The 23,601-nt window shown below is 58.1% G+C and carries 14 protein-coding genes; 2 read left to right on the top strand and 12 right to left on the bottom strand.

All coding sequences use genetic code 11. From position 1 onward, the window contains the following. Positions 1-735 precede the first annotated feature (735 nt). The 7 genes from EN850_RS30300 to EN850_RS30270 form a co-directional block, all read right to left on the bottom strand. On the bottom strand, positions 736-1,302 hold the full coding sequence (locus EN850_RS30300; RefSeq protein ID WP_063169418.1) for a hypothetical protein: 567 nt from the start codon (positions 1,300-1,302) through the stop codon (positions 736-738). Between the two features lie 24 nt (positions 1,303-1,326). Then, complete coding sequence (locus tag EN850_RS30295) at positions 1,327-3,300, bottom strand: DUF3732 domain-containing protein (RefSeq protein WP_127873390.1); 1,974 nt, start codon at positions 3,298-3,300, stop codon at positions 1,327-1,329. Further along, positions 3,301-3,813: a three component ABC system middle component gene (locus EN850_RS30290; protein WP_063169420.1), complete on the bottom strand. Its 513-nt coding sequence runs from the start codon at positions 3,811-3,813 to the stop codon at positions 3,301-3,303. Further along, complete coding sequence (locus EN850_RS30285; protein WP_063169421.1) at positions 3,810-4,976, bottom strand: ABC-three component system protein; 1,167 nt, start codon at positions 4,974-4,976, stop codon at positions 3,810-3,812. Before EN850_RS30285 ends, EN850_RS30290 begins: the two co-directional genes overlap by 4 nt. Positions 4,977-5,299: 323 nt before the next feature. Continuing rightward, positions 5,300-8,773, bottom strand: coding sequence for an AAA family ATPase (locus tag EN850_RS30280; protein ID WP_127873389.1), 3,474 nt, complete (start codon positions 8,771-8,773; stop codon positions 5,300-5,302). After that, positions 8,770-10,029 carry a DNA repair exonuclease gene (locus EN850_RS30275; protein ID WP_063169423.1) on the bottom strand — a complete coding sequence of 420 codons (1,260 nt, stop codon included), beginning with the start codon at positions 10,027-10,029 and terminating at the stop codon, positions 8,770-8,772. The genes EN850_RS30280 and EN850_RS30275 overlap by 4 nt, the downstream gene beginning before the upstream one ends. A 71-nt stretch (positions 10,030-10,100) precedes the next feature. Further along, the gene (locus tag EN850_RS30270; protein WP_063169424.1) at positions 10,101-15,686 is read right to left on the bottom strand and encodes a DUF3320 domain-containing protein; all 5,586 of its coding nucleotides are present in this window, start codon (positions 15,684-15,686) and stop codon (positions 10,101-10,103) included. A gap of 633 nt (positions 15,687-16,319) precedes the next feature. Between EN850_RS30270 and EN850_RS30265 the strand changes: the two genes are divergently transcribed. Further along, positions 16,320-16,733: a MucR family transcriptional regulator gene (locus EN850_RS30265; protein ID WP_082826711.1), complete on the top strand. Its 414-nt coding sequence runs from the start codon at positions 16,320-16,322 to the stop codon at positions 16,731-16,733. A 34-nt stretch (positions 16,734-16,767) separates the two neighbouring features. After that, positions 16,768-17,598, top strand: coding sequence for a thermonuclease family protein (locus tag EN850_RS30260; RefSeq protein ID WP_127224212.1), 831 nt, complete (start codon positions 16,768-16,770; stop codon positions 17,596-17,598). A 13-nt stretch (positions 17,599-17,611) separates the two neighbouring features. Here EN850_RS30260 and EN850_RS30255 read toward each other — a convergent pair whose 3' ends face one another. From EN850_RS30255 to EN850_RS30235, 5 genes are read right to left on the bottom strand one after another with little or no spacing between them, the layout of a single operon-like run. Then, complete coding sequence (locus tag EN850_RS30255; RefSeq protein ID WP_095770037.1) at positions 17,612-18,757, bottom strand: DUF4236 domain-containing protein; 1,146 nt, start codon at positions 18,755-18,757, stop codon at positions 17,612-17,614. Between the two features lie 50 nt (positions 18,758-18,807). Then, a complete protein-coding gene (locus EN850_RS30250; protein WP_127382439.1) occupies positions 18,808-19,857 on the bottom strand; it encodes a hypothetical protein in 1,050 nt (349 codons plus the stop codon). Then, positions 19,854-21,170 carry a hypothetical protein gene (locus EN850_RS30245; RefSeq protein WP_127382440.1) on the bottom strand — a complete coding sequence of 439 codons (1,317 nt, stop codon included), beginning with the start codon at positions 21,168-21,170 and terminating at the stop codon, positions 19,854-19,856. The genes EN850_RS30250 and EN850_RS30245 overlap by 4 nt, the downstream gene beginning before the upstream one ends. Continuing rightward, complete coding sequence (locus tag EN850_RS30240) at positions 21,170-21,988, bottom strand: hypothetical protein (protein WP_063169429.1); 819 nt, start codon at positions 21,986-21,988, stop codon at positions 21,170-21,172. The genes EN850_RS30245 and EN850_RS30240 overlap by 1 nt, the downstream gene beginning before the upstream one ends. After that, entirely contained in the window at positions 21,981-23,420 is a 1,440-nt protein-coding gene (locus tag EN850_RS30235) for a hypothetical protein (protein ID WP_063169430.1), read from the bottom strand. The genes EN850_RS30240 and EN850_RS30235 overlap by 8 nt, the downstream gene beginning before the upstream one ends. Positions 23,421-23,601 lie beyond the last annotated feature (181 nt).

The following is a 23,601-nucleotide window of genomic DNA, read 5'->3' as shown; positions in this document are numbered from 1 at the left end:
CTGTGGGCTACCAATCCGCGTGGTGGGTGGCCTTAGGTTACCAATCAGTGTGGCGTCCGGAATTATCTGCCTCTCTCCGGAATTAAGCCGAGATTAGAAGATCGGTGCGGTATTGCGCCCGGTCAAACCGTCTCGATTTGCGGCGTAGCCGACGTGTCTCACGCTTGGCGGCGTCGCACGCTGGTCCCGATTGTCGCCCGAATATCTGCCTACCGGCGACAGTGAATGCGCCAAGCTAGACCTTCGTCGATAGGGCGGCTCCGGTTTACCAATCCTGTCGTCCTAGGTTGACCAATCCGTTGTCGACCGTGAGCGGGTTTACCAATAAGGGCGGCTATATTCTGCGCAAACCCAATCACCTGATGCCAATCCAGAATTAATCGTCATTAAGGGCATTGGTAAACTCAGTCTGAAACCCCACCCTTAGCCAGAAAACTCTCCTGTTTTCAATCGCATAGCCCGCCCGCCAGCAACCGATAATTCGGGACCGGTAAACCCGTGAAAGGCCCAATAATTCCGGACGTCACACCAGTCTGCCCTTTTATGCGACTTTTCGAGCACAGACCGGGAACATCTGACCGTTTCCATTCATCGCCCAAGGCCGGTTTAGCGCTGGAAAAGCCAAAGTGCGGGAGTAAGAATGGCCGCAACGGGGCCGGAAGCCGTCGGTCAGCTTTCGGGGAGTGATCCCGGTAAGTTCGCAACTCATTCGCTTCTTTTCTGCAGTCCCCGCCATTACGAGTTGGCGGTGTCGGTCGCCGAGGGGATCAACGCCATTACTGCGGCTAGTTCGGCCCTCCGGACGAGGAATGGCATGCGCGTCGTCCCATAGTGCTTGGCAAGATGGAAGCGGTGCATGCCTCCTACGATGTGAACTTGGCCTTGGTACTCGCCGAGCAAAGGCGGTGTGACACCGCGGCCATGCAGCCATCGGTAGGCGATCCCACAGCTCTTGCTCTTGTAACGTTGATGCCAAGGACCCTTGTCCCTGCTGGCGGCGTAGGTAAGCCTACCGCCAACGTCAGTGACATCAGCGTCGATAAGAATGAAATCCGTCGAAGCGTGGTCGCTGGGATCATCGCCGTCGAACGCGAGATAGAAGTTTGCAGGATCGCAGTCCCATATCGCAGTCAGTGCAACCGGAATGTTCTTTCTTCCTTTGCACCAGATGTCGACCTTGCGTTTCTCCTGAGCGCGGGCGACCTCGAAGGCTTCGTCTAGTTTTCCTTCCGCGACATCCATGGCTGTGATGACGTTCAAGCCAAGGGCCGTCAGACGGTTGATCTCGTCCACGTTCGCCATGCCTTCTCCTCTGGCAGCAGATTATTATCCACCGTTGGAAGATGCGGCGGCAATCCAAGCCTGAGGCACGAGGGCCTGTCCACGCCATTCCTCAATCAACTTGACTCCGGGAAGCTTGCCCCAGACGTCCTCATCTGCATGATCCAGCACGATGATCTGGAGGCGACCTTTCGCGGCCATGACCTCAGCGCCTAGGAGCGCAAAGACCTTCCTGACGGCGACCACGTCCTGATCCCTCCACGCGATGAGGTCGGGGCCCTCGTCGCCCGCCGCCCGCTTAGGAAAATAGACTTGGCTAGGTTGGTCGAAGATCAGCTGACCAGGGACTGGGTGATGAGGTTCGGCCAGGAAGTAGTGCTGCAGCGCAAGCATTAGTGCGACGTGATACGCGAGCCAATTGGCGCCGCTGCCAATCTCCCACAGGTAGTCCTCACGCGTTCCCCTAGTCACCTTGACGGTCAGGTCTTCAATCAACAGCCTAATCGGGGCCTCGGGCCACTCCGCGTCAAGCTGCGGAATCAGCCGATTGGCATGATGGGAGACTTGGTTCAACGCGTTGAATAGCTTGCGCTGGATGTCGGCCTCGGAGATCGTCTTTTGCAGCGTTGCAATATCGGCCTGCAGCGAGGTGAGTTCCTGCCGCAAATCCGACGACTGGTCGGCGCGGTCGTAGACGTGCAACGCCTGCTCCAATCGACCGAGGAAGCGCTCAAGCCTATCGAAGCGATTGGCCTCGTCTCGGGCGACGTCAGAGTCCCGTTCCAGCACCGCTATCTCGCTACGGACATCGTTCAACTCAGATAGGACCGCTTCAGCGGCGCCGCGCTGGCGCAGGATTTCCTTGTCAAGCGTGTTAGACATCGCAGGGTGGGTCCGCAGTCGGATCTCCAGACCGCCGAGGTTGTCGCAAAGGGCCAAGACCTTCTCGCGGCCGCCGTCCCCGAGTGCGACCAACGGATCGGCGAACTCGTCGGCCAAGTCCCTCAGCCACGTGGAAAGGTCCAAGCGGTCACGTTGGATGCGCATGGCGTCGCCGTACGCCTCGCTGCTCTCCACCAGACGGCGCAGTTCGTTCAGGCGCTGACGATGCTCGGTAAGTCGCGCGGCGATTTCAGTTTCCGACGCACGAAGGGTTTCCAGACGCGTCAGCACCACATCGATGCCGGCCAGGCTTGGTCGAGCAAGACTTGAGTTGCTGTTCGACACGCGCCGAAGCAGGTCAACAACGTCACTCCAGTCCTTCGGCACTTCAGTGGAGGAATCGACTAGGCCAAGTTCGACTGCCTGACGCAGCCACGCCTCCGCCTCCGCCCGCCAAGCGCCAGTTGCCGACACGATCGCGCGTAGCTCAGCCTCCTTCCGGCGGAGGTTGCGCTGGAGCCGATCGATCTCAAACCGCGCCTGGAGAATCTTTGCCGTGACCGCGCCCAGAACGTACGGGAAGATGGTCTTTAGCTTCTCCCGGTGTTCCGTCGTATCGGCCTTGAAAAACATCACGTCGGGATTGGCGATCACGTTCTGAGGTTGGAACGTGAAGGCCATGAGGTCGCGGAAGCTTGGCCTTTGCTTGAATCCATTCTCTGTACCTGGTTCGAAGTCGAGGTCAGTCAGTCCTGCCAGGCGGTTCATCGCGCGCTTGACCGTGTCGACATTGGTGGTCTTGTCGGTGATCGTCTCCGGAATTTCGACCTGTGCGCCCTCCAGCAGCACCATGTCGCCTGTGCTCTGTTGGTCCCCCGGTTCGCGTCGCGCCAAGAGCTTTTCGCCCTCCAGCGTCTCGATCAGAATGCCGAACCAGCTGCAGTTCTCGCGGATTACGCCCACCGGAATCGCGCATTTCTCCGAGCCCAGACAGTAATCAACAATAGGGATAACGGCGGACTTCCCGGTCTTCGACGCGCCGCTGATGACGTTGACGACACCGGGCTCGAACTTGACGACCCGCGGCGCTGCACCATTGCGGGGCCAAAGGATCAGTTTTCGAAGCTGGAAATACATCTAGAACTCCACCCGTAACAGGTTGGCCACCTGCGCGGTCCCCAGGTTCGAAAACCAGAAACCCAATTTCTCCGAGGCAGGTCCGAGGTGCTTGACGCGCTCTGGAAGGACGAGCCTCCTCGGTTTCGGTTCTGGTACGTTTGCTCTTAAAGTAGCATCCTTGTAATCCACGGACAGCAGCCGCCCGCTCACACCGACAGCGGCCGATTGCAATGTCAGAGTACGCAGCAGCAGCGCTCGCTCGTGGACGGCGAGGAGTTGTTCCCGTTCCTTCCCGAGCTTGGCCGCGAAGAGCGCCAGTCCAGAGGGTCGGTTTGTCGAAGTCACGATTTCGAGCGTTGCGCGATGCAGGACGATTGGCAGCACGAGAAACGCCAAGGCGAACGGCGCTGGACGTTCGTCCTCAGCCTGGAAACCTTGGCCAAATTGCCACAATGCGAAAGCCCCAAGTCCTGGATTCTGGACAAGGGCGAGGTCGCTGAGCGGTAGGTGCGATCGGCCAGCCTCAATCAAGTCGCTGGCTCCAAAAGAGTCTGGTAGTCGGGATGCCAGCCGAGGCGCAGGCCGTGGGCAAGGGCGTTGAACGATCCGTGGACGAAATGACCGGGGACGACTCGACCATCGAGTGGAGGCTGCAACTGCGCGCAGCGCCTGTAAACTATTCTACCACGAACCGTTGCGGGGTGTCCGGCCTGTATGTCGTGCACCTCTGCACTGACGTGCTCATAGCGACCGACAAGATCATCGTCCCAGTCACTTAGGTTCTTCTCAAAGATTAGCCCGCTTTCGCCCCAGATCGAGATGTCGGCGAGCGTCCTAAGGTAATCGCTAACAGCCCGGACGCACGCTTCGTCTCCCACCTCGATCAGCTCGAGTTGGCGGACGAAGGCGGGACGGTCGGCGATCAATTGTTCGATGGCCTCGACAGGCGGTTGCTTGGTGAAAGACGACAGCAGCCCTGGAAGGTTGTTCTTCTGAACAAATGCTCTTTGCTCGGCCTGAAACGCGTCCACGTCCAAGATGGCGGGCTTGCCAGCTCTAATCAGCCTGTCCGCCGCCTCCTTCGCAGCGCCGATCGCGCGTTCGCACACTAGGTCGATGATGAGCGGAGAGACCGTCGGCTTGAAGATCGCGCGTATCGGATCGACGGGATCTGCATCGACGCTGATAACGGCGAGATTCTTGACCAAGGCGGCGCAATGAGCCGCATCAGCGTTCAGGAAAGCTTGGACGTCGGCGTCGCATGCCGGTGCAGCTTTCAGCTTGCTGTGGGCTTTGGCGAGGTTAGCGACCAGCGCCTCGACGTCGGCATCTGTTTTCGCGTCGTTCAGCGCGATCGCGAAGGCACCCGCCTTCACCGGTGTGACATATAGCCGGAAATGGCTGGTCGCCGGGTCGATCTCTCCCGCCGCCATGAAGCTGAGCCAGTTGGCCAGAGACTTCCACAGGTCCGCAGCCCAGTCGGATATCGGATTTTGCTTCAGTGCGCTCTTGCTTTGCTCAAGAACGACTTCGCCGCCGACCAGGTGAACCGCCACATCGTCTAAATGTTCAAGAGAGACCAAGGCGCCGCTAGGCGCGTTGAGCAGGTGAAAGCAAAGGCGTACAGGTTGAAGCGCATAGCCGAGGTATTGGCCAGCGGCGCTGTGTTTTCCCGTTTGCGTCTTCGCGTTCATTGCCCATCCCGTTCTCCCGAGTCGCACCGGAAGAAGCCAGTAACGATATTGGTATAGTTCGCCGTTGTTTACAATTGGCGCCCCGGCGATAGGACGGCTAGGCGCGATACAATTGCTGTTTAGGGCCAGCTCTCGAAGTCCAGATTCGGCAGGACAATGAATTTGCAGGACGTCCATTATGGGCACATCGGGGCCGTCTATGGCTCGGGCGATATGTCCGCTTTTGGACGAACGCGAAGTTTGCCGGAACGTCTGACTTTGGGCGCATACTTGCCGTCAAATTCGGCGTCCTTCACTGGTTCGTTCACGTATTCCGGAGAAAATTACTGTGCGAGTTGATGGATCCTCGTTCCCGGTACGACAGCCTCAGCTATTTCACATAGATGCTTATGGTGCGTCAGGTAGATGACCTGACCTGTGTTTGCCATCGCTCCGAACAGCCTGAAAACCTCCTCCGAGCGAATATGGTCGAACGTCTCCATGATGTCGTCGGCGACGAATGGGACCGAGGGCCGAAATTGCGCGAACTCGTAATAACCGGCGAGTCTTAGGGCAAGGTACAGCTGAAATCGTGCACCCTTTGAAAGCGCTTCGGTGACCTTGGATTGCCCGTCACCCTGCACAGCAATGAGAACCTCACCACCTCTTACAGGCTGGGTTGTCAGCCCCGAATACTGGCCACGCGTCATTAGCTTGAACGCGTCTGATGCGCGCGCCATCATGCCGGAGCGATGGCTCTCACGGTAGATCCGCAAAGCATTGCCAGCCGACATGATGCCAAGCTTCAGCTCTATGTAGCGAACGGCCTTCTCCTCGATTTCCAGCAGGGTTGTGCGCCGTTCAGCATCCAGGCGTGCAACCGCACTATCACCGCCGATGGCGTCCAGCTTGTCGGCCGCGCGCGTCTGCCGGATCAGCTGTTGCTGGATGGTTTCATCGAACAGGCGAAGCCGCTGCTCACCCTCAGCCTTCTCGACCGCGAGGCCGTCGAAATCGATCGCGTCCAGGATCGAGCGGGCCTGCTCGAATCCGTCGACCGCGAGCTCCGCCACTATCCGTTCCTCAAGTTCGGCGACGGTGGTGCGCAAGCCATCGCGCTCACGCAACAGCTCATCGCGTTCGACTACCTCGGGCAGAGTGGCGACACCAAAGACGCCCAGCACCTCGTTCTTGCGGCGTTCGTGTGCCAAAATCTCAGTGTCGAGGATGTCGCGCGCCTCCTTGAGGCGCTTCAGGTCGTTGCCGAGGCTTGCCTTCGTTTCACGTGTCCGCTCGGCACGCTCTAGGCGCTCGGCAAGGCGGATGGCCAACTGCTCCGGGTCGGTATCCTTCGTCGGCTCGTCGGCTTCAACCGCAACGGCGATGACCTCGACCAGAAAATTGGCCCTGTCGGCCTCCATCTTGTCGATACGCAGCTGCAGGTCGTCCCGTTCCTGCAGGCTTCTTGAAAGTTCGGCCAATTGATCGAGCACAGTGCCGACGCCGGATGCGGAGAGCCCGCTTTCGAGCCAAGTTCCCTTGAGTGCTTCGGTAATGCCGGCCAGCCATTCCTCCTCGCGACGCTCCGCCACACCTACTGCAACCCGTCGTGCCGCTAGATCCTCTTCTTTGGAGCTCACCATTCTGAGCGCCTCGGCATACTCGGCGTCCACCTTGCGCTGCCGATCCAGAAACGGCTCCGCGATGGCCATGATTGCTTCGAGGGTGTCGTTGGACTCTGATACAATGCCGACGCTTCCCAGCACTGCTCTCATTTCCAAGCGTATCTGCTCGCCGGCGTCAGCGGCTCGCTCGGCCTTCAAGCGAGCAAGTTCGATCTGCTCCCAGGCAGCGAGCGCATCGCTGCGCGCCTCGATCTGATCCTCGATCCTTTCGATCAGGCGCTCAGACGAAGGTTCCACGGCGTCTCCGAGCAGGTCCCTGGCGGCCGCGCGGATTTCCAACAATTGGGTATCCACATCCTTGCCGAGCTGTGTGCGTTGGATGCCGTTGCGTGACAGGTTGGCCGCGGCCTCGGCCAGCTCGCGCGTAGTTGCCCGGATCTCAGCCAGATCCGCCGCGCCGGCCAGCCGGCCTGCGCTGGCAATGTCATCGCGCGCCAATGCCACGGCGAAGTCGTCAGCGGTGTCACCGGTCAGCGCTGCGCGGTGCGTTGCCCACGCATCATCGCGAACTCGGCGGATGGCGGTAGCCGCTTCATCGTCGACAATGTCGCCCGAGGCACGAAGGGCATCCAATCGTGCGGCGAGCATGGCATGGTTGCCCTCGTATTCAGCAAGGCGTTCGGCAAGTACGGCGGTGTTCCTTGCCAGTTCTGACGCTACTGTCTTCCAGGCGGCAATCTGCCCGGCGCTCGGAACCGCGACGTTGGCGAGAGCGAGGGCATCTCCGTTCCATGGACGCAAGCGCGCGAGCGCCGCCTTCCATCGGATTGTTCCCGCATCTTCCGCCTCGCGAGCCGTCCTAATCTCTGCCTGGTGTCCGCTTGCTCGCGCTTTCGACAAAGCCGAGCCCAGCCTTGCCCTGGCAGGTTCGGGCACCGCCCTTTCCTCGCCGACCCGCTGCCTTGCCACCTGCAGCGCATCGAGTGCCGCCGCGGCTTCGTCGCGAGCGGCACGCATCCCGGTAGCAATCCCGGACCTCTGCTCGACCATGGCGCGAACGACGCCAACGGTGACGGCAGGCAGAAGCATCGCGCCAGGATCCGCCTCGGAAGATCGGCCCAAGGCGGCAAGGCAGCTCGCCACGCTGTTGTTGAGGATTTGCAGCTCCATCCTGCGAGTGGGCAAGTCAAAGCCAGCCGCGGTATGGCGCACCTTGCTCTCCGCCAGCCCGCGAATGCGTTCGGAAATCGACAGGATCGGTTCGTCCTCGTCGACCGCAGTGACTTTTTCCGCCAGGCGCTCGGTCTCGTCGATGTTTGCGGACAGCCGCGTTCTGAGGCTGGCATCGTCATCGATCAGTTCGGTGACACTTCCCGTCGATGTCCGGGCTGGGGAGGCGATGTCCGGCAGCTGATCCAGCCGGGCAATCTTGCGCCGGATATCCGCCAGCATCGGCGCAGCACGCACGTAACGAGCAAAGGTATCCAGCCTGGCCACCAGCACCGCCCGATCGCTGATGGTTCGGCCGTACTGCTGCGCTGCATCGAGACGTTCGGCCTCCAGGCCCTCGTAGGTTGATGCAAGGGTGTCGATCGCATCCCTGCGCGACTTTACGTCAACAAGGCGCTTCTTCAACAGCGCCAGTTCGGTTCCATGCGCCTGCTTCCGATACAGAGCGTCTGCTTCGGCATCGAGGGCGTTCAACGTATCACTTGCGTTCCCAAGACCGGCGCTGGCCGTGAACAGAAGCTTGCCGAGGTCGCCCCGCGACTCCAGGATAGATTTTCCGCCGGCTTCCAACGTCTCGTCATCGAGTGAGAACATCGTCGTGTAGGCGTCGCGCGACAGACCGGCGAGATGCGCCGTGATCGCCACCTCGCTTACCGGTTGGCCCGTCGCATTCAATAGCGAATTACTGCGCTGTTTCGTACGCGTGAACGTGTGTTCGGAGCCGGCCAGTTCCAGCACCCCGCCGATGCGCATGGCACTGTACTCGTGCAGGAAGTTGTAGCGGCTCCGTTCCTCGATGCCGAACAGCAAGTCTAGATAGGCCGAAAGCGCAGTCGATTTGCCGGCCTCATTCAGGCCAAACACGATATGCAGATCAGGTCCGGATTCCGGTTTGGGTCCGAAGTCGATCGAACGATCGGTGAACTTTCCATAACGAATGAGGTCAAGGCGCCGCAACCTCATGACGATCCACCGGCCTTAAGGCGGGCAGTCACCAAGTCCGCGCCCTTGGAAAGCACCTGATCGAGGAACTGTTCCAGCCCGGCTTCGTCCGTCCCAGCAAAATCCCGCCCGTCGGCCGGAAGGTCGGCGACCATCTTTTGGACGAACGCCCTCGCCTCAGCGCGGAAGGCCTCCGAGGTGGCATCGGCACGCATTGATTGCTCGAGTTCGAAAATCGGATCAGCAATATCCTCGGCGGTCTCCGTCCGAGGCGGCGCGAGGTCAAGCTCGAGCTTCTCCACCCACGTATGGCCTAGCTGTTCCGCAGCCTGTTCGGCTTCGGCAAGAAGGAGGTCCCTGTCGCGGATCAGCGCCCACATCAGTGGTGACGTTCCTGTCAGGCCAATGCGAGCCACAGCATGACGCGATCGGACGGTTGCCCGCATCTCTTCGAGTGCGAAGCGAACACGCGCGACGGCCTCGGGCCACTCCACCGCTCCGGTAAGGTCGACGCTCACCCGTTCGAACTGCGCAACGCTGGTCAGCCGTTCCTCGATCTCCACCGAACGGTCGTGGCGCACCGTCACCAGGGTGACTGATTTCTCACCGGCCTCGTTGATATCCCTCCCCTGCGGTATTCCCGGCATCACCACGGCACTGGCGCCAGGATGGACTTGGCGAGCATGGATGTGGCCGAGGGCCCAATAGTCGAAACCGTGGGCGTGCAAGTCAGCGATGCTGCAGGGCGCGTAAACGTCGTGACCTGGCGATCCAGCCAGACTGGTATGCATGATGCCTATGTTGACGGCCCCTTCACGAGCCGCCGGATATTTGGTTAACAGGCTGTCCGGCGCCTTAGGGTTCGCAAAGCTCAAACCATGGAATACGACGTCCAGACCGCCGGCTGTCTGCAATACCGACTGAGCACGACCACCAAAGATGGTAACGGTGTCGGGAAATACCAGCTGTTTGGAAATCCGCGACAGGGCGTCATGATTACCGCGGATCTTGAAAACCATGATGCCGGCCTGGTGCAGGCGTGTCATCTGCGCGCCCAAGAACCGCGCTGTCTTCATTGAAGTCTGGTCGCCATCGTATAGGTCGCCAGCAATGACCAACGCGGCCACACGTTCCTCAAGGCAGAGATCCACTATCGAAACGAATGCCTGGCGGCTGGCGTCGCCCACCAGCCCGGCAAGATCGGGATTTCGCATCGCCAGCGAACGAAGCGGCGAGTCGAGATGAATATCGGCCGTGTGTACGAATCGAAATGCCATTCGGCCTCCGCCAGCAAAAGAGGTGTTCCGAGCTTCGACAGAAATTGCAACGAGGGCGCTGCAGCGCCCCGTTACACTTCAGCTAATTTCTCGCTCGCGGATTCGCCGGCCACCAACAAGCCGTCTTGGGACCGTAACACTCCTTTGGCAACCAAATCGGCGACCCCAGCTGAAATCAGCTGCCTTAATTGTGCGCTTGTGGCTTTGAAGCCCAGCATCCTGGCAACGCCTGTGGCGATTTCTTCCTCTGTCGCACCGAGGTTGGATTTCACGACTTCCATAGCGCCTTGGGCGACCTCGTCCTGCGCAATCATTTCGGGCTTGCGCAATCCAGCGGACACGACCCCACTGCGATCCCTGAGACGAACAGGAACACCTGGCTTGAAGCAGAAGTTGCCTCGACGGGCTACTGAACCACCTCTCTGTGCTATGCTTACCCCCCGCTCGATTGCATCCTGAATCCTGCCACCGGCCCGCTGCAGACCCCAGGCGTCCCGAATACGCGAAACTATTTCGTCGACATGGATTGGCGTTTCTGTAGCCACGACCTGCTCGACCAGTCCGGCCATGATTCCGCTGGGCGTCTCGTGGAGTTCGAACGATCCCGGTCGCTTTAGTTCGGCCTCTTCGTAGGCTCGATTGGGTGTCTCGGATCCGTTTGTGCTTTCGAGACCGATTTCCGTCACGTTGCCTCGGTCGACCGTAACAACCTGCACGGCTACAGCTCGATTTCTCTGGACCCCCAATTCGGCCCGCTCATCGAGTTCTTTTCTGGCGGCCTCAATCGCTAGTATGGTTCGCTCCAGCTGCTCACGAGGCCGTTGGAACCAGTCAGCGCTCCAGATGCGATGGATGATCCAACCATGGTCTTCCAGAACCGACTGCCGAAGCCGGTCTCGATCTCTGGCCGAGCGAGATGAGTGATATTCTGCGCCATCGCATTCGATGCCAAGAATATAGCGGCCTGGCCTCTCTGGATCCGCAACTGCGAGGTCGATGAAGAAGCCGGCAATGCCCACTTGAGCATGAACCTGATAACCCATTTCGATCAGCGCGTTGGCTACCTGTTCTACAAAGATTGAATCCATTTCGCGAACCGTGACTTGGGCAAGCGAAATTCGCCCTGTTCTCGCGTAGTGCAAGAAGAGCTTGAAGGCGAAGATGCCTTTCCCTTTGCCACGCTCCAGGTCGATGTCCTCGTCTGTGATGGACGCGAATACTTCGCAGCTGCGCTTGGCGCGGCTTATGAGGACGTTGAGCCGACGCTCGCCGCCTTCCGCGCCAAGAGGGCCGAAACGCATGGCCATGTATCCCTGGGCATTCTTGGCATACCCCACCGAGATCATGATCACGTCGCGCTCATCGCCTTGAACATTTTCGAGGTTCTTGACGAAGAATGGCTCGCTTGGATGAGCGTGAAAGAATTCCTCGGTGTCGGGATTTAGTCGCCGCAGCGCTTCGAGTTCATCCTGGATCGCGCGGCGTTGGCTAACCGAAAATGTTGCAACGCCTAGAGTCTCTTGCGGGTTCACCTTCGCATGACGGATGATCGCCTCCGCTACTGCTCTCGCCTCTACCGGATTGGTTCCTGTGCCGCCGGAATCGAAGACCCCCTCCGGCACATGATGAAACCGCAACCCCATACCTGCCTCTTGGGTATAAGGGCTTGGCACGATGAAAAGCCGGTTCTCGTAGAACTGGCTGTTCGATACTGCGATTAGAGATTGGTGACGGCTACGGTAGTGCCAGCGCAGCATACGCTGCGGCAAGCCGCGGGCCGTGAACAGGCCGAGGATGCTTTCAATGTCGGCGACCTGCGCGCCCTCACCCTCGTCATCTTCAGACTGCGAGCCTGTCATCTTCGCGAAGAATGTCGTGGGTGGCAGTTGGCGTTCGTCGCCAACGACGACCACCTGACTGGCCCTGGCGACCGAGCCAAGTGCGTCCACGGGCTGGATCTGAGACGCCTCGTCCATCACGAGCAGATCGAACGACATCCGGCCGGGCGACAGGAATTGCGCCACCGAAAGCGGGCTCATCATGAACACTGGCTTCAGCGCCTGGATGGCAGGGCCTGCCTTCTGCATCAATTGCCGGATGGGCATGTGGCCTCGTCTGCGCGCCATCTCAGAACGAAGCAGTCCGACAGGTCCAGCTCCGCCGTCTCTTGAAGGAATTTTCCGGTGATGAGCCGTTACAACTTCGATGGCGCCGGCCTTGATGCGCTGGCGGTCCAGATCTGCGAAGTCACGTACAGCCCTGGAATGCAGTTCCCCGTCGAACCTTGCCAGCTCCGGCTCATCGGTCGCCATCGCCAGAAACATTCGTTCGTAGTAGGCCATATCAAAAACTGATCGAGCCGATCCTGTTGTAATCTGGCCGTTGGCTAGGCCGTCTATCAACTGTCCCAGTCCAGCCTTTCGGGCCGTTTCGGATCGCTCTTCATAGGCAACCCATTTCGAGAGCTGCTCCTGATGATCGAGCCAACCCTGCAGCCGAGAAACGACCTCGCCTATCGCGACGTCCGGAAAATCGACTACTCCAAACAAGGAGGGAGCATCGGCTTTCAAATCCCCTGTAAGCGCCTTCAATTCCCGCGCTGCCGCTTGGGCCGCTTCACGTGCTGAACGTGCCGAGTTTGCGATCTCGATTCTTTCAGGCAACCGCGCAGCCAGATGTCGGATCGAGCCATTTTCTTTCAGCCAAAGCTCGGCTTGCGTGAGAGCGGCCCAATCGGATCCTCGACCGTGCCACGACGAGCCGAATACGAACTTGCCAAGGCTCTCTCCCGCATCGATCCCTTGAGCAAGTGCTTGTAGTCTGCCTAGTCGGCGCAGTAGCTCCACCCGCTCAGTGATCAGATCCGGAACGTCAGTCAGAACCTGTCGTGACGCATCATCGGCTTGAGCTACAGTGCTCGCCTTCGCTTCCATCAGTTGCAGCGAGGCCCGCTCGGCGGAAGCCACGTCGCCTAGCATGGATGACGCGAGGTGCCCGAGATCGTTCCAGAAACCTTCGATAATTGGCCGACCGATTTCGATAACCTTGCGAACGCGCGCTGCACGCGCACCGGCCTCGGAGCGTTCCGCCATCCGGCCGGCGATAATCCGAGGTTCGGGGCCTAGCCCTCGTAGAGTCCGCATCCACTCCACTAGCGCGAGCAGTGGCGCGGAAGCCGATCGCTCCCCACGCCAATCTGCCCCGAAGGCGGAACGGCCAAAAGCGTCGCCTTCGCGGACTCTTGCTGCGGCAGCCTGACCCTTCATCAAAAGGTCGAGGAGACCAACTATCTGCGTCGCAGGCGCGCTAGGGTCGACCACAATAGTCCGCGCAAGTGCTGTGGCGCGACGGTAGTCGCCGTTCAATGCTTTCAATATTCCCGTGTGTGTGGCGAGCGCCTGCCGCGCCGCGGCCACCTCGGTGCTCCACGCCGCGTCAACAACCTTGCCCTGAAGGTCGGCTCTGGCAGCCTCAAGCGTCGCTACGCTGTCGGCAAGGTCGCCTGCCTGCTCAAGTCCGGAGTCCCAAACGGTGGCTGCGAAGGCCTCCGGACTTGCGTCAGGTGCTGCCGCTACTCGCTCGCCGGTCACGGCCAGCCTGAGCAAGCCTGCCAACGTGTCTGGCAATATCGCCGATCCGAGTTCCTGATTCAGGCGCTCAGCTTCTTCCCTCAAGCGTGGGAGCAGAATGGTGAGCTGTCGCGCACGATGGAAACCATCTTTCGGAAATTCCGAGGGAAGCTTTGCAAGCTCTGTCTCGAGACCTTCAATTGGCGTGTCGATAGCCGTTGCCGCCAACTGCTCCGAAAGTTCCTCGGACTTGCGGGCGAAATCCGTTCCTGACCAGAGAAGCGATGAAATGTCTTTCGGACGCTCATCCCATACCGGCGAGACGAGCGCCTCGGCAGGAAGTCCAGGCGCGGACGCGAGAAGCTCAGCGCGATCTTCTATCTCGCCGCTGTCGCTGAGAATTTTCGGAGGCTCGGCCTTGATCCGCTCAGCGATACCGACCAGTTTGGCGTGCAGTGCCTTGGCTTGGTCCAGCAACGCCGCGATGCGTGGGACGAGCCTCTCAATGGTCGTTGGAAGAACGACATCCAGGCCAACTCCCCGCCACGGGTGGTGGATCGGCAAGCCGATCTCGTTGATCCGCTGAGAGACCTCATCGAGCAATTTGCGACGTTGCGAAACGCCGTCAGTTGTCCAGCTTGTGGCATCCGTAAGTTCGATGTCCACTGGTTTCTGACCGACCTGCCTTAGTCGGGTTAGCTGGCCGAGAACCTGATAAGGAGTGAGTTCGGACGCTCCGAACGCAACGTGCATTCGTGCAGCATGTGCGTTGAGTTTATCGCGAGCCTCCAGCAAGCGATCAGTTAGGGAAGAAGGAAGCTGGCCCCTGGGCGATCCGAGTTGCCAGGTTCGCCGCAGCTCCTCTAGCATCATGCGCTTGTTCGCCTTGTTACTATGCAGCTCAAGGCAGGCGTCCCCCACCCCAGCAGTGTCAAGCCGTCGCTTGACGACCTCCAGCGCTGCCATCTTTTCGGCCACGAACAGCACGGTCTTTCCGTCGGCAACGGCCGACCCAATAATGTTTGCGATCGTCTGCGATTTTCCTGTCCCAGGCGGACCTTGGATAACGAGGTCGCGACCTTTTCTGACGTCATGGATCGCCAGTGTCTGAGAACTGTCACTGTCGACGATATGCAACATTTCGGCGGGCGCAATGTGCGGATCAATCGCTATGTCGTCCGACATAAGCGGCTCGCGTGTTTCGAAACCATCTGAAAGAAGCGAGCGGATCTTCGGTTGTTCGATAATCTTTGCGCCATCGGGCCAGAGATCCGGATCCAGATCACGGTACATCAAGAACTTCGCAAACGAGAAGAAGCCGAGCACCATATCGTCGCGAAGCACCTCCCAACCCTCTTTGGTCGAAATTGCTTCGGCAACGGCATCGAGATAGGCCGAGACGTCGAAGTCATCTCCCACCTCAAAACGCGGCAGAGCGAGCTTGTGAATGCGGTCGAGATAGAGTTCCAAGGAGAGGTTTGCGGTAAGATCTTCCGGCCGGGCTCGTAGGCGGAATTTTTCTCCAGCGGCCCCTCGCTCAAGCCGAACCGGCACCAAAATGAGGGGGGCCTGACGGATGTTCTCTTTGTTGTTCGGGTCAATCCACTTCAGCATTCCAAGGGCCAGAAAGAGGATATTGACGCCCTGCTCTTCCTCGAGTGTGCGGGCATCATGGTAGAGATCAAGGAGCCGCCGCTGCAGCCCAGTTGGGGTCATACGCGTCTGCAGCTTGGTGTCCGAGTGCCGCGCGGATATCCCTCTGTTATCGACTCCATCGTCCTCTGGTTGGGCGAGAGCGACGGGGGAATAGTCGATCTCTTCGTCTGGAGGGCTGCTTTCATCCTGGCCCGCTTTCGGCCTATCGGGCTTGCCGGCCAGGAAGGTAAAAGCCTTTCCTTCGGTCACCAGCAATCGATAAATTTCGGACGACTTCTCATCGACGATATCGATCGTCTTCGCGCTCTTGGAAAACCGCGGCACATTCAAAAGTCGATTGCGGGCGGAAAGATCGAGCAACTCCATCCTGGCGCGCTCGAGTTTCTCCTTTAGAGGGAGATCGCTTTGGAAGACTGACTGTTTTACGTCCAAGACTTACATCCCCTTTGAAAGGAGAACCAGCTAGAGCCCGCGTAGAGCGTTCGCGCAAGAAAAAACAGCCGTGTTCAATTAGAAACGACTGCGATCACTTCTGGACACCGTCCAATATTGCGACGTGTGATATGGGTCAGAGCCTGCATTCTTGGCCCCCTTTGCCTAGTCGCTATCCGACGAGGATTCTCGCTCCCTGCCCCCGTATTTAGCCGCCTCCACAATGTCTTTTTCTGACACAGAGAGTCCGTTGCGGACCCGAATGGCTCCCGCACTTGGAACGCGGTCCAATTCAGATCCAGTCTTTGCCTTATCCTTCTGGGGCTTAACCTCCGGCGGCGGGTCTTTCGAAAATGTCATGCGTAGGTCCTACTCGTCCAAATCTAAATGCATCCGCCTGTGAGCCTCAAGCCGCTTTCCTGGTCATACAAAGAAAACGCCGCGCCCAATCAATCCACCGTCTCTCGTGGTTCCGCATTCTGATTGGCGCTTTAACATCCATCACTATTAGCGCCTGGCATTTAGTATCCTCCCTCTACTGGTTTTTTTAGCCGATAAGTAATAGATCGGGATTTCACTGCAGAAGTCCGGAGCCATGAAGTGACTGAAATCCAAAATACGGCCACCGCGCTGATGGAGCTTACCGCCGATATCGTTGCGGCTTATGTGAGCAAGAATTCAGTGCCGGTCTCCTCATTGCCGGACCTTATTGCCAGCATCAATTCGTCATTAGCGCGTATCGGCCAGCCGTCCGAACCGGAAAAACCCGACCAAGTTCCCGCGGTCAACCCCAAGCGCTCAGTCACTCCAGACTACATCGTCTGCCTCGAAGACGGCAAAAAGTTCAAGTCCCTCAAGAGACACTTGAACACGCATTTTGGACTGACGCCCGACGCCTATCGCCAAAAATGGGGCCTCTCCAACGATTACCCCATGGTCGCGCCTAACTATTCAGCCAATCGCTCCAGATTGGCAAAATCGATTGGCCTCGGTCGCACAGCAGCCGCGCCCAAGAAAGCAGCAGCCAAGAAGTCAAAGACGCGCTAGCAAAACATTTGGCAGCTTCGCAAAGGATCGAAAATTGAATCGCGATCGCTATTCCCATCGCCGCAGCTCGCGGCCAAGACGCGGCCGGGTTTCAATTATGCGCAAGCGTTTCTTTTCACATAAATCATTAGCCGCGATCCTGGTGATCACGCTAGCAGTGGGCGCTTATGTCACCTCCTACTTTACAGGGTGGGGCAACCAGATCGCGGGACCCAATACAGCAAGCGCACTCGGGTCAAAACCGAAGCCTATCGTCGGCGTAGCGTCCATCGTTGACGGGGACACGATCGAGATCCACGGACAGCGTATTCGTTTCAATGGCATCGACGCACCTGAAAGCAGCCAAAACTGCAGCGACGCAAGCGGGCAAGAATACCCATGCGGCCGCAAATCCGCAGAAGCACTGGACATCTTCCTCAGTCAATCCCGACCCATCCAGTGCAACTTTGTTTCGTGGGATCGTTACAACCGCTTCGTTGGTGATTGTCAGCGGGCGGACGGTGCTAGCATTGCGTCTTGGATGGTCGAACAGGGTTATGCCCTGGATTGGCCTCGATACAGCCATGGTAGTTACGCGTCACAACAGGCAGATGCCCAAAGGGCCAAGATTGGCATCTGGGTTGGCACTTTCACAGCCCCTTGGGATTGGCGAGCAACACATGCAGCCAACAATAAACCCGGTAATGACACATCCTACGGCCTTACAGGCCGTCGCCAAATAGCTCAGAGCTATTCGTGTCAACCGCGTCGCTATTGTAAGCAAATCTCCTCATGCGATGAGGCGCGCTGGTATCTCAATAACTGTAGCTGGGGACCCAAATTGGACCGGGACGGCGACGGAATTCCGTGCGAAGGCATTTGCTGACCAAGCCAATTCCTTAGCGCGCTTTCAGCAAGCCGGACTGGCCACCAGCGTTTCGGTGCATTTGCGCGAGTGCCAATAGAGCCTGGCAAAAGGGCTGGCTGACGTTTGTCTTGGAAAATTCCACCAGCTCGTTGAGCCCGGATGGGCTAGAAAACCGCAAGGCTTCGTAGCGACAGACAGGGATCTGCCGATTATCTCTGAAGCGTTTGTCGGGTCCGCCATTCTTATTGGGATGAGCCCAGGTATAGCTCACGATCTCAGCATCAGATGGAACTTTGCCGGTCTCAATAAAATTGCTGGGGGCAAATTGCGTCCTGAGGTCTCCATACCCAACGGCACCGTACTGGTTTCCGTCCTTCACCAAAATCATGTCTGGCATGAAATAAAGGATTTGCCGGCCGACGTGTATCGACGGTGGTGTGACATTGCTGCGAACAACCGTCGGCAAGGAAGCTTGGAGCGTCGTCGACTTTTTATCGACCAACATCGTGGCTCCCGCATTGCGCTTCCAAGTCGTCAGATCCTCTATCTTGCCACCAGCCGCGACATGCCAACTCGCCGCGCAGCGTGTGAGCGTGTCAAAGGCGGCGACAAGTCGCCCGTAGGCCGCCTCCGCGTCCTGCTCCAAATCATAGTAGAGCACGCTCACCCGGCGGTAGCTGTCCAACCAGTTGCCAATAAGCATGCCCGGCAAAAAGGCAGCAATACCGATCAGCGCCACCCCACCTCCCAGCATTGCGCCTGCGATCAATCCGGCGATCCCAAACAGCACGGCCAGGATGAGCGACATTCGCGTCTGCGATTGCCTCGCATTGATTTCATCAAGCACATTGGCAAATGTCTCATCACGCATCTCGATCACATCGGCGGACTCGATTTCTCTCATCACGACGCCACCGCTGACATATTCCACGGGTGAGGATGTTGGATGGGGCTTTGGCCCAGATGGGAATTCAGACAGTTGCAGCGTCTGCTTGGCGCTGCGCTTTCCCAAAGTGCCTCGGTAGTAGAGACCGCCGACGCCTGCATGAATATAATGCCCTCGTGGGCCAGTCCCGATACGAAGACCTTGCACGCCAACGGACGCGCCAACCCCGCCAGACGAGAAGTTAAAGCGGAAAGGTCCCGCACTAATCGATTTTCGAACGTAAAACCCCATCCCCGCAATCCCCCCCAAGCCCTGTGAGCGAAACCCAAGGGCAGTTCGCCTCACAACTTTGGTACCGGAACCAGTCCAATATCTGTCTCTCGCGAACGTTGCCTGACCCTGATCTCAATTCGCCTCCTCGCCTTGACGTCGCCGGCCTGTGCGCCGTCGGTGAGCCGGTCGCCAGGCAATATCAACTGGCCGCCGGACATTGGCAGGATGGTGAAGCCTTTCAGTTCCGGCATATCGCGCAGGATGCCTGTGACGGAGATCGCTCGCGCTAATCCAAGCCCGGCATTGTCGGCAGGATGGAGTGTGCCAATGTCCATCTTGCGCGCCAGTACGGGCTGAAGGCCTCTGTCCATATTCGATGAGTCACCGGACATCGCCTGCTCGTCCGTGTGGCCAATCACCTCAATGACGTCCACACCATAGGAAGTTGCAATTCCAGCAATGGTCTTCGACATCTGCCGCAACTTCGTTTTGAAGCCACCGGAAAGCTCCGCAATTCCAGTATCGAAATTATAGCCATCGAGCTCGCTAAGACTGATGATCGGTGGCCAATCGTGTGGCTTGTCAGCAGAGGCCTCGTTCCTTGCCTTCTTCAGTGCGTCAGCAAGATCCTTGGACGTCTTGCCCGTGCCAACGTAGCCGAGCTCGCGCAGAACCTTCATCTTCTCGATCATGGCTTTGGCCTGATCAACGTCGACGTCGTTGTCAGAGAGGACTTTGGCGGCCGGCGCGCTTTTCACCGCTTCCTCAAGGGTCAGTCCCACTTTTTTGATTGCCTCTGCGGCCTCTTTGGCCCGGACCAATTCACGCCATTCTTGATCTGGTACATTGCGTCGACTTGCAGGCTTGACCATGGCATTCAGCTGAGCCAGCAACCGCTTGTTTTCCTCGTCAAGCTTGCGAGCGTTCTCATTGAGGGACTGCGCAATCTTCTGCGCTGCCGCAGCCTCTTTCTTTGTCTTGGCGATGAGCGCGCCTGCAGCAAGCAAAAGGCAGAAAACGAGAAGCAGCATCGTCTCAGCCATCGTCAGGCCGAGTATCAGGCCGCGGCCATAGCCCTTGCGCTCAAACGTAATGGCTGTTCCGCTAACCTCACTCACCTGCCCCACCAACTTGCTCTCTTTGGCGGTTCACCCTTCTCCACCTCCGCCGGACTGCTTAACGATCGGAAGGTGTCGCCCTCCGTGTCATCCGAAACCTTGATTGGCGTCTCCACAGGGGAGGCAACAGTGGAAGGTGCCGCCACTCGCTCGACATCGTTCGCTATCGCATTGCTCAGAGGCTGGGGCGTGCGCACGGCCGGGAGGCTATGTTGTGTAAGGGTTGCGACGAGGCCGCGTGTTTCATTGCTGTGTTTCTGCATCACAGCCATGAACTCCTCAGTCAAACGCTGCTGCGCTTGGACAGTTTCTGCGGTCTTTTCTGCGGCCGCTGCCGCTCTCTCCACTCCAGTCGCCACCTTGATCACTGCGTCGGCAAGACCGGTCATCCGCGTTTGCTGCTCTTGCGAGGCTGTTTCGGTTTTTATCGCATATTGTGCGACAGCATTACCCAGGAGCTTGACCATCGGCGCCAGATCGTTCTTCAGCACCTCATCAGGAACAACCACCTTTTCCAGCTTGGCAGCCATATTGTCGGCTTGATCACCGAGCTTTCCAACAGAGTCGGACATCGAGCTGTTGGCTTTATCCAGCAAATCCGCTGCAGCTCCAACGCGGTTCGCTATCGAAGCAAACTGGGTTTCGACTTGCCCGAAATTGTGCTGCAACGCGTCACTGAGCTTGGCAGACGCCTCTTGGACAGGCTTGATCGATTCCATGGCAATATTGTCCAGGGCAGATCGAATGTGCTCCCCATTGCGTGCCGCTTGCTCGGCAATCTCTGCAAAGCCCTCTTCGAGCATTTGATGGCTGACACGACGAAAGTCGGCGAACTCCCTGGTTACGCTTTCCATCTCGGCTCTTACACGCCGTGTCATGTCGGCAAGTTCGTGCCTCGCCGTTCGCTCAATGTCCGCGGGATCGCGCCGCATCTGATTGTAGAAAACCCTCAGAGCAATACCGGTGATCGTCGACGTGATCGCGATGCCAAAATTTTGGACGATCGTGTCGGTTGAGCCTTCCGTTCCAAACTGAAACAGCGAGACCCCAAGGCTCGTCAGGGTGAACAGGAAGCCCATATAGTAGAGGTTATCGCCGGTCTGCTCGTCGTGCAGTTGTAGCTTTCCAGCAAAGATCGAAACCCCGAGATAGAAAAACATCAGGCAGGCCGGTGCTACCGCCGCGACGATCGGATTTACGCCTGAGAGTTTTGCAATGGCGATGAATACACACCCGCCGAGTGTCAATGCCGCGAAAACCACGACCGGCAGACGTGGATGATCCAGCAAAGGTTTGTCGTGCGCTCTCGCCATCAGTTTAACCCATCCAAGCCAACCAGCTTTTCGAACTCGCCGTGATGGTTCTGGACCCAATGTGTCCAGAACTCCGCGTGATCCAGGGTCTGAAATGGCTTCTTTGCCCGATCGATATAAAGAATTGTGATGCCCACCCCATCCAGCGACGTCCCATATGTGCGGTCGGCGGCGCTGTTGAGGTATTTTTGGTAATCCAGTCCCGATCGGTACTGCGAGTAAATCGTCGTATGCTCGATCATGTCAGAGGCGACCACCAATCGCTTGGGACTGCCCTGTTTGGCCAAGCTGCTATCGAAGAGCGACAGCTTGATTTTCTGAATTCCAGCCATGATCGGAGATTGGCTCGCGGAAGCCGCATTCGGGATTTCATCGGGAAGTTTGTTCAAAGGATCGCCGAAGGCGTTTTCCCACTTCTTTTGACGCCGCGCAGGATTGTTGGTCCAACTATCGACGGTCGACCCATCACCGGGATTGCATCCATCGAACATCACCGTCAGCTCACCAGGCGCCGAGCTCAGGGTATAAATCCTCACATACCCACCCGGCTCGACCTGCCCAATGGTCTTTCGGAACTCGTTCTTGAGATCAGCCATCGTCGTTGCCGAAATTGGATCAGTGGCGTCGATGAGGACGGCGGTCAGGCTGGAGGGTCCGTCCAATGGGCAATTCGTGTTGGCGTCGATATGGCCATTGCCAGACCTGGTCCACATCCAGCCGAAGCCGGCCAACATCGCAACGGATAGCACACCAAGGGCAATGGCCGCGGCAATGGTACCCGCATTGCCTTTCTTGCGTCTGCGGGTTCGCCTAGACATTCACGCTGTCCGGGTGAAGCTTATCAAGATCTCGGTACTGCTCAATTCCCCGTTCGCATTCCTGACCAATCAGACGAACCTGCTCGTTGAGTTCCTCCTGCGCCTGGCGAATTGATGCGCCAACATCTCCCTCATTCCACTCCCGCTCGCCGGTGACGTATGGCTTGATGCGATCAAGTTTGTAGGGCGTTCCGAAATGCTTGGGCGCCGGCTCGGTCCTCGCCTGGATGTTGGCTTCCCGATACATCGACAAAAGCTGATTGCAGGCTCGCTCCAATTGGTCTTGATGCTGCGCAAAAAGAGCCAGAAGCCTCGATCGATGATCGACAATCGCGCGGTGCTCGCGCCGGCGACTACCAAGCTGCTTGACGATTTCCTCCACTTTTTCGTTGTGGTCGTCGCGGACATCCTGCAGCTCTTCGATCAGTTCCTTCTTTCGATCGATGTAGTCATCGCGCCGTCGAACGAGCCGATTTTCAACGCCAGTGTAGCCTGGGTAAGGGTCGAGCACGAACCAGCCGTCGATAAAAGCGAAAAGCGAAAACATCAGGCCGATCGCAAACAGCAACCAGGACTTGATGTCCGTGAGACCCGCTGGATTGGCGAGCATATTACGGATGACCTCAGCGCCGGCGCCGTCAGCGAGCGAGCCGCTGACCTCACGGTAGTGCGCTAGCGCCAAGTTTATCGAAATCGCCAAGCCGATATAGAAAAGGATTGAAATGATCCCAACGAATTTTACGAAAAACGACCGATGGGTGACGAGACGAGCGCAGAAAACCGCCAGGAGCAAAGCCGCCCCGATGTTGATGAAAGAGAATGCCGCAGCCTCAAGGATGCCACCAAAAAATCCCTGCTCATTGCCCTTGGCCAGGAAGTTGCCGTTCATCGCTGTCTCGACCAGAAACAGAAATAGCAGAAGCGATAGCCGGAAAATGTGAGCGGCACCGTGCTGCACACGCGCGGCACGAACGAGACCGTGCTTCTCCTTAAACCATGCATGCTCTTTTTCGGCGTCGTTCAGGGCCCTTCTCAGGCCGTGAAGTTCATCGAGGCCCACGGCGACCGAGGCTTTGAAGTCCGAAACGCTAGCGGCATTCGTCTGACGGATTAGACCGAATTGTTCCTCGAAATCGAGGCCGGCAAGACGACCTCCAAGGAGTTGCAGGTTGTCCTCAAGAGTGTGATGCGCAGCCTTCTTCTCATCCTCAACGCGTTCCACGATGGCATGTTCGACATCGTCGAGATTCTTTGCCGTTTTCGGGGGTTGGTTCACCTCGCCGCGCTGCTTTCCGCGGTTAATGACATCCAGGTCGCCGTCGATCTTGGCAGGGTCCAGGCTGTTGAATAGCTGAGTGCTCGCCCGAAAATCGTGGTTGGATTCTCGCAGTGAGTCACGCAACTTATTTAGTTTTTCGAATTTAGAGCCCACGCACTCACAACCCCAACTTTACGCCCCCCGGCAGAGTGGTTTCTATGCATAGTAGAGCTAAAGGGCAACCGCACATTCACTTCTATCCACTTGCTAGTGCGGATCAGGCTCAATTGAGTTCCAACAAATGATCATGGCTGCTGATCAACTGGTTGATCGGCCGCGACTAGTCATGTCATGA

It is taken from the genome of Mesorhizobium sp. M8A.F.Ca.ET.207.01.1.1 (genome assembly GCF_004794715.1).
Classification (GTDB): Bacteria; Pseudomonadota; Alphaproteobacteria; order Rhizobiales; family Rhizobiaceae; genus Mesorhizobium.
The sequence above is the reverse complement of the archived record's forward strand: the minus strand, read 5'-3'. Positions and strand labels throughout refer to the sequence as shown.

What these genes read in the sequence shown, in the direction of transcription:
- EN850_RS30300 (WP_063169418.1), bottom strand. Translation starts at nt 1,302, where the DNA reads ATGGCGAACGTGGACGAGATCAACCGTCTGACGGCCCTTGGCTTGAAC.
- EN850_RS30295 (WP_127873390.1), bottom strand. Translation starts at nt 3,300, where the DNA reads ATGTATTTCCAGCTTCGAAAACTGATCCTTTGGCCCCGCAATGGTGCA.
- EN850_RS30285 (WP_063169421.1), bottom strand. Translation starts at nt 4,976, where the DNA reads ATGAACGCGAAGACGCAAACGGGAAAACACAGCGCCGCTGGCCAATAC.
- EN850_RS30280 (WP_127873389.1), bottom strand. Translation starts at nt 8,773, where the DNA reads ATGAGGTTGCGGCGCCTTGACCTCATTCGTTATGGAAAGTTCACCGAT.
- EN850_RS30275 (WP_063169423.1), bottom strand. Translation starts at nt 10,029, where the DNA reads ATGGCATTTCGATTCGTACACACGGCCGATATTCATCTCGACTCGCCG.
- EN850_RS30265 (WP_082826711.1), top strand. Translation starts at nt 16,320, where the DNA reads ATGGAGCTTACCGCCGATATCGTTGCGGCTTATGTGAGCAAGAATTCA.
- EN850_RS30255 (WP_095770037.1), bottom strand. Translation starts at nt 18,757, where the DNA reads ATGGGGTTTTACGTTCGAAAATCGATTAGTGCGGGACCTTTCCGCTTT.
- EN850_RS30245 (WP_127382440.1), bottom strand. Translation starts at nt 21,170, where the DNA reads ATGGCGAGAGCGCACGACAAACCTTTGCTGGATCATCCACGTCTGCCG.
- EN850_RS30240 (WP_063169429.1), bottom strand. Translation starts at nt 21,988, where the DNA reads ATGTCTAGGCGAACCCGCAGACGCAAGAAAGGCAATGCGGGTACCATT.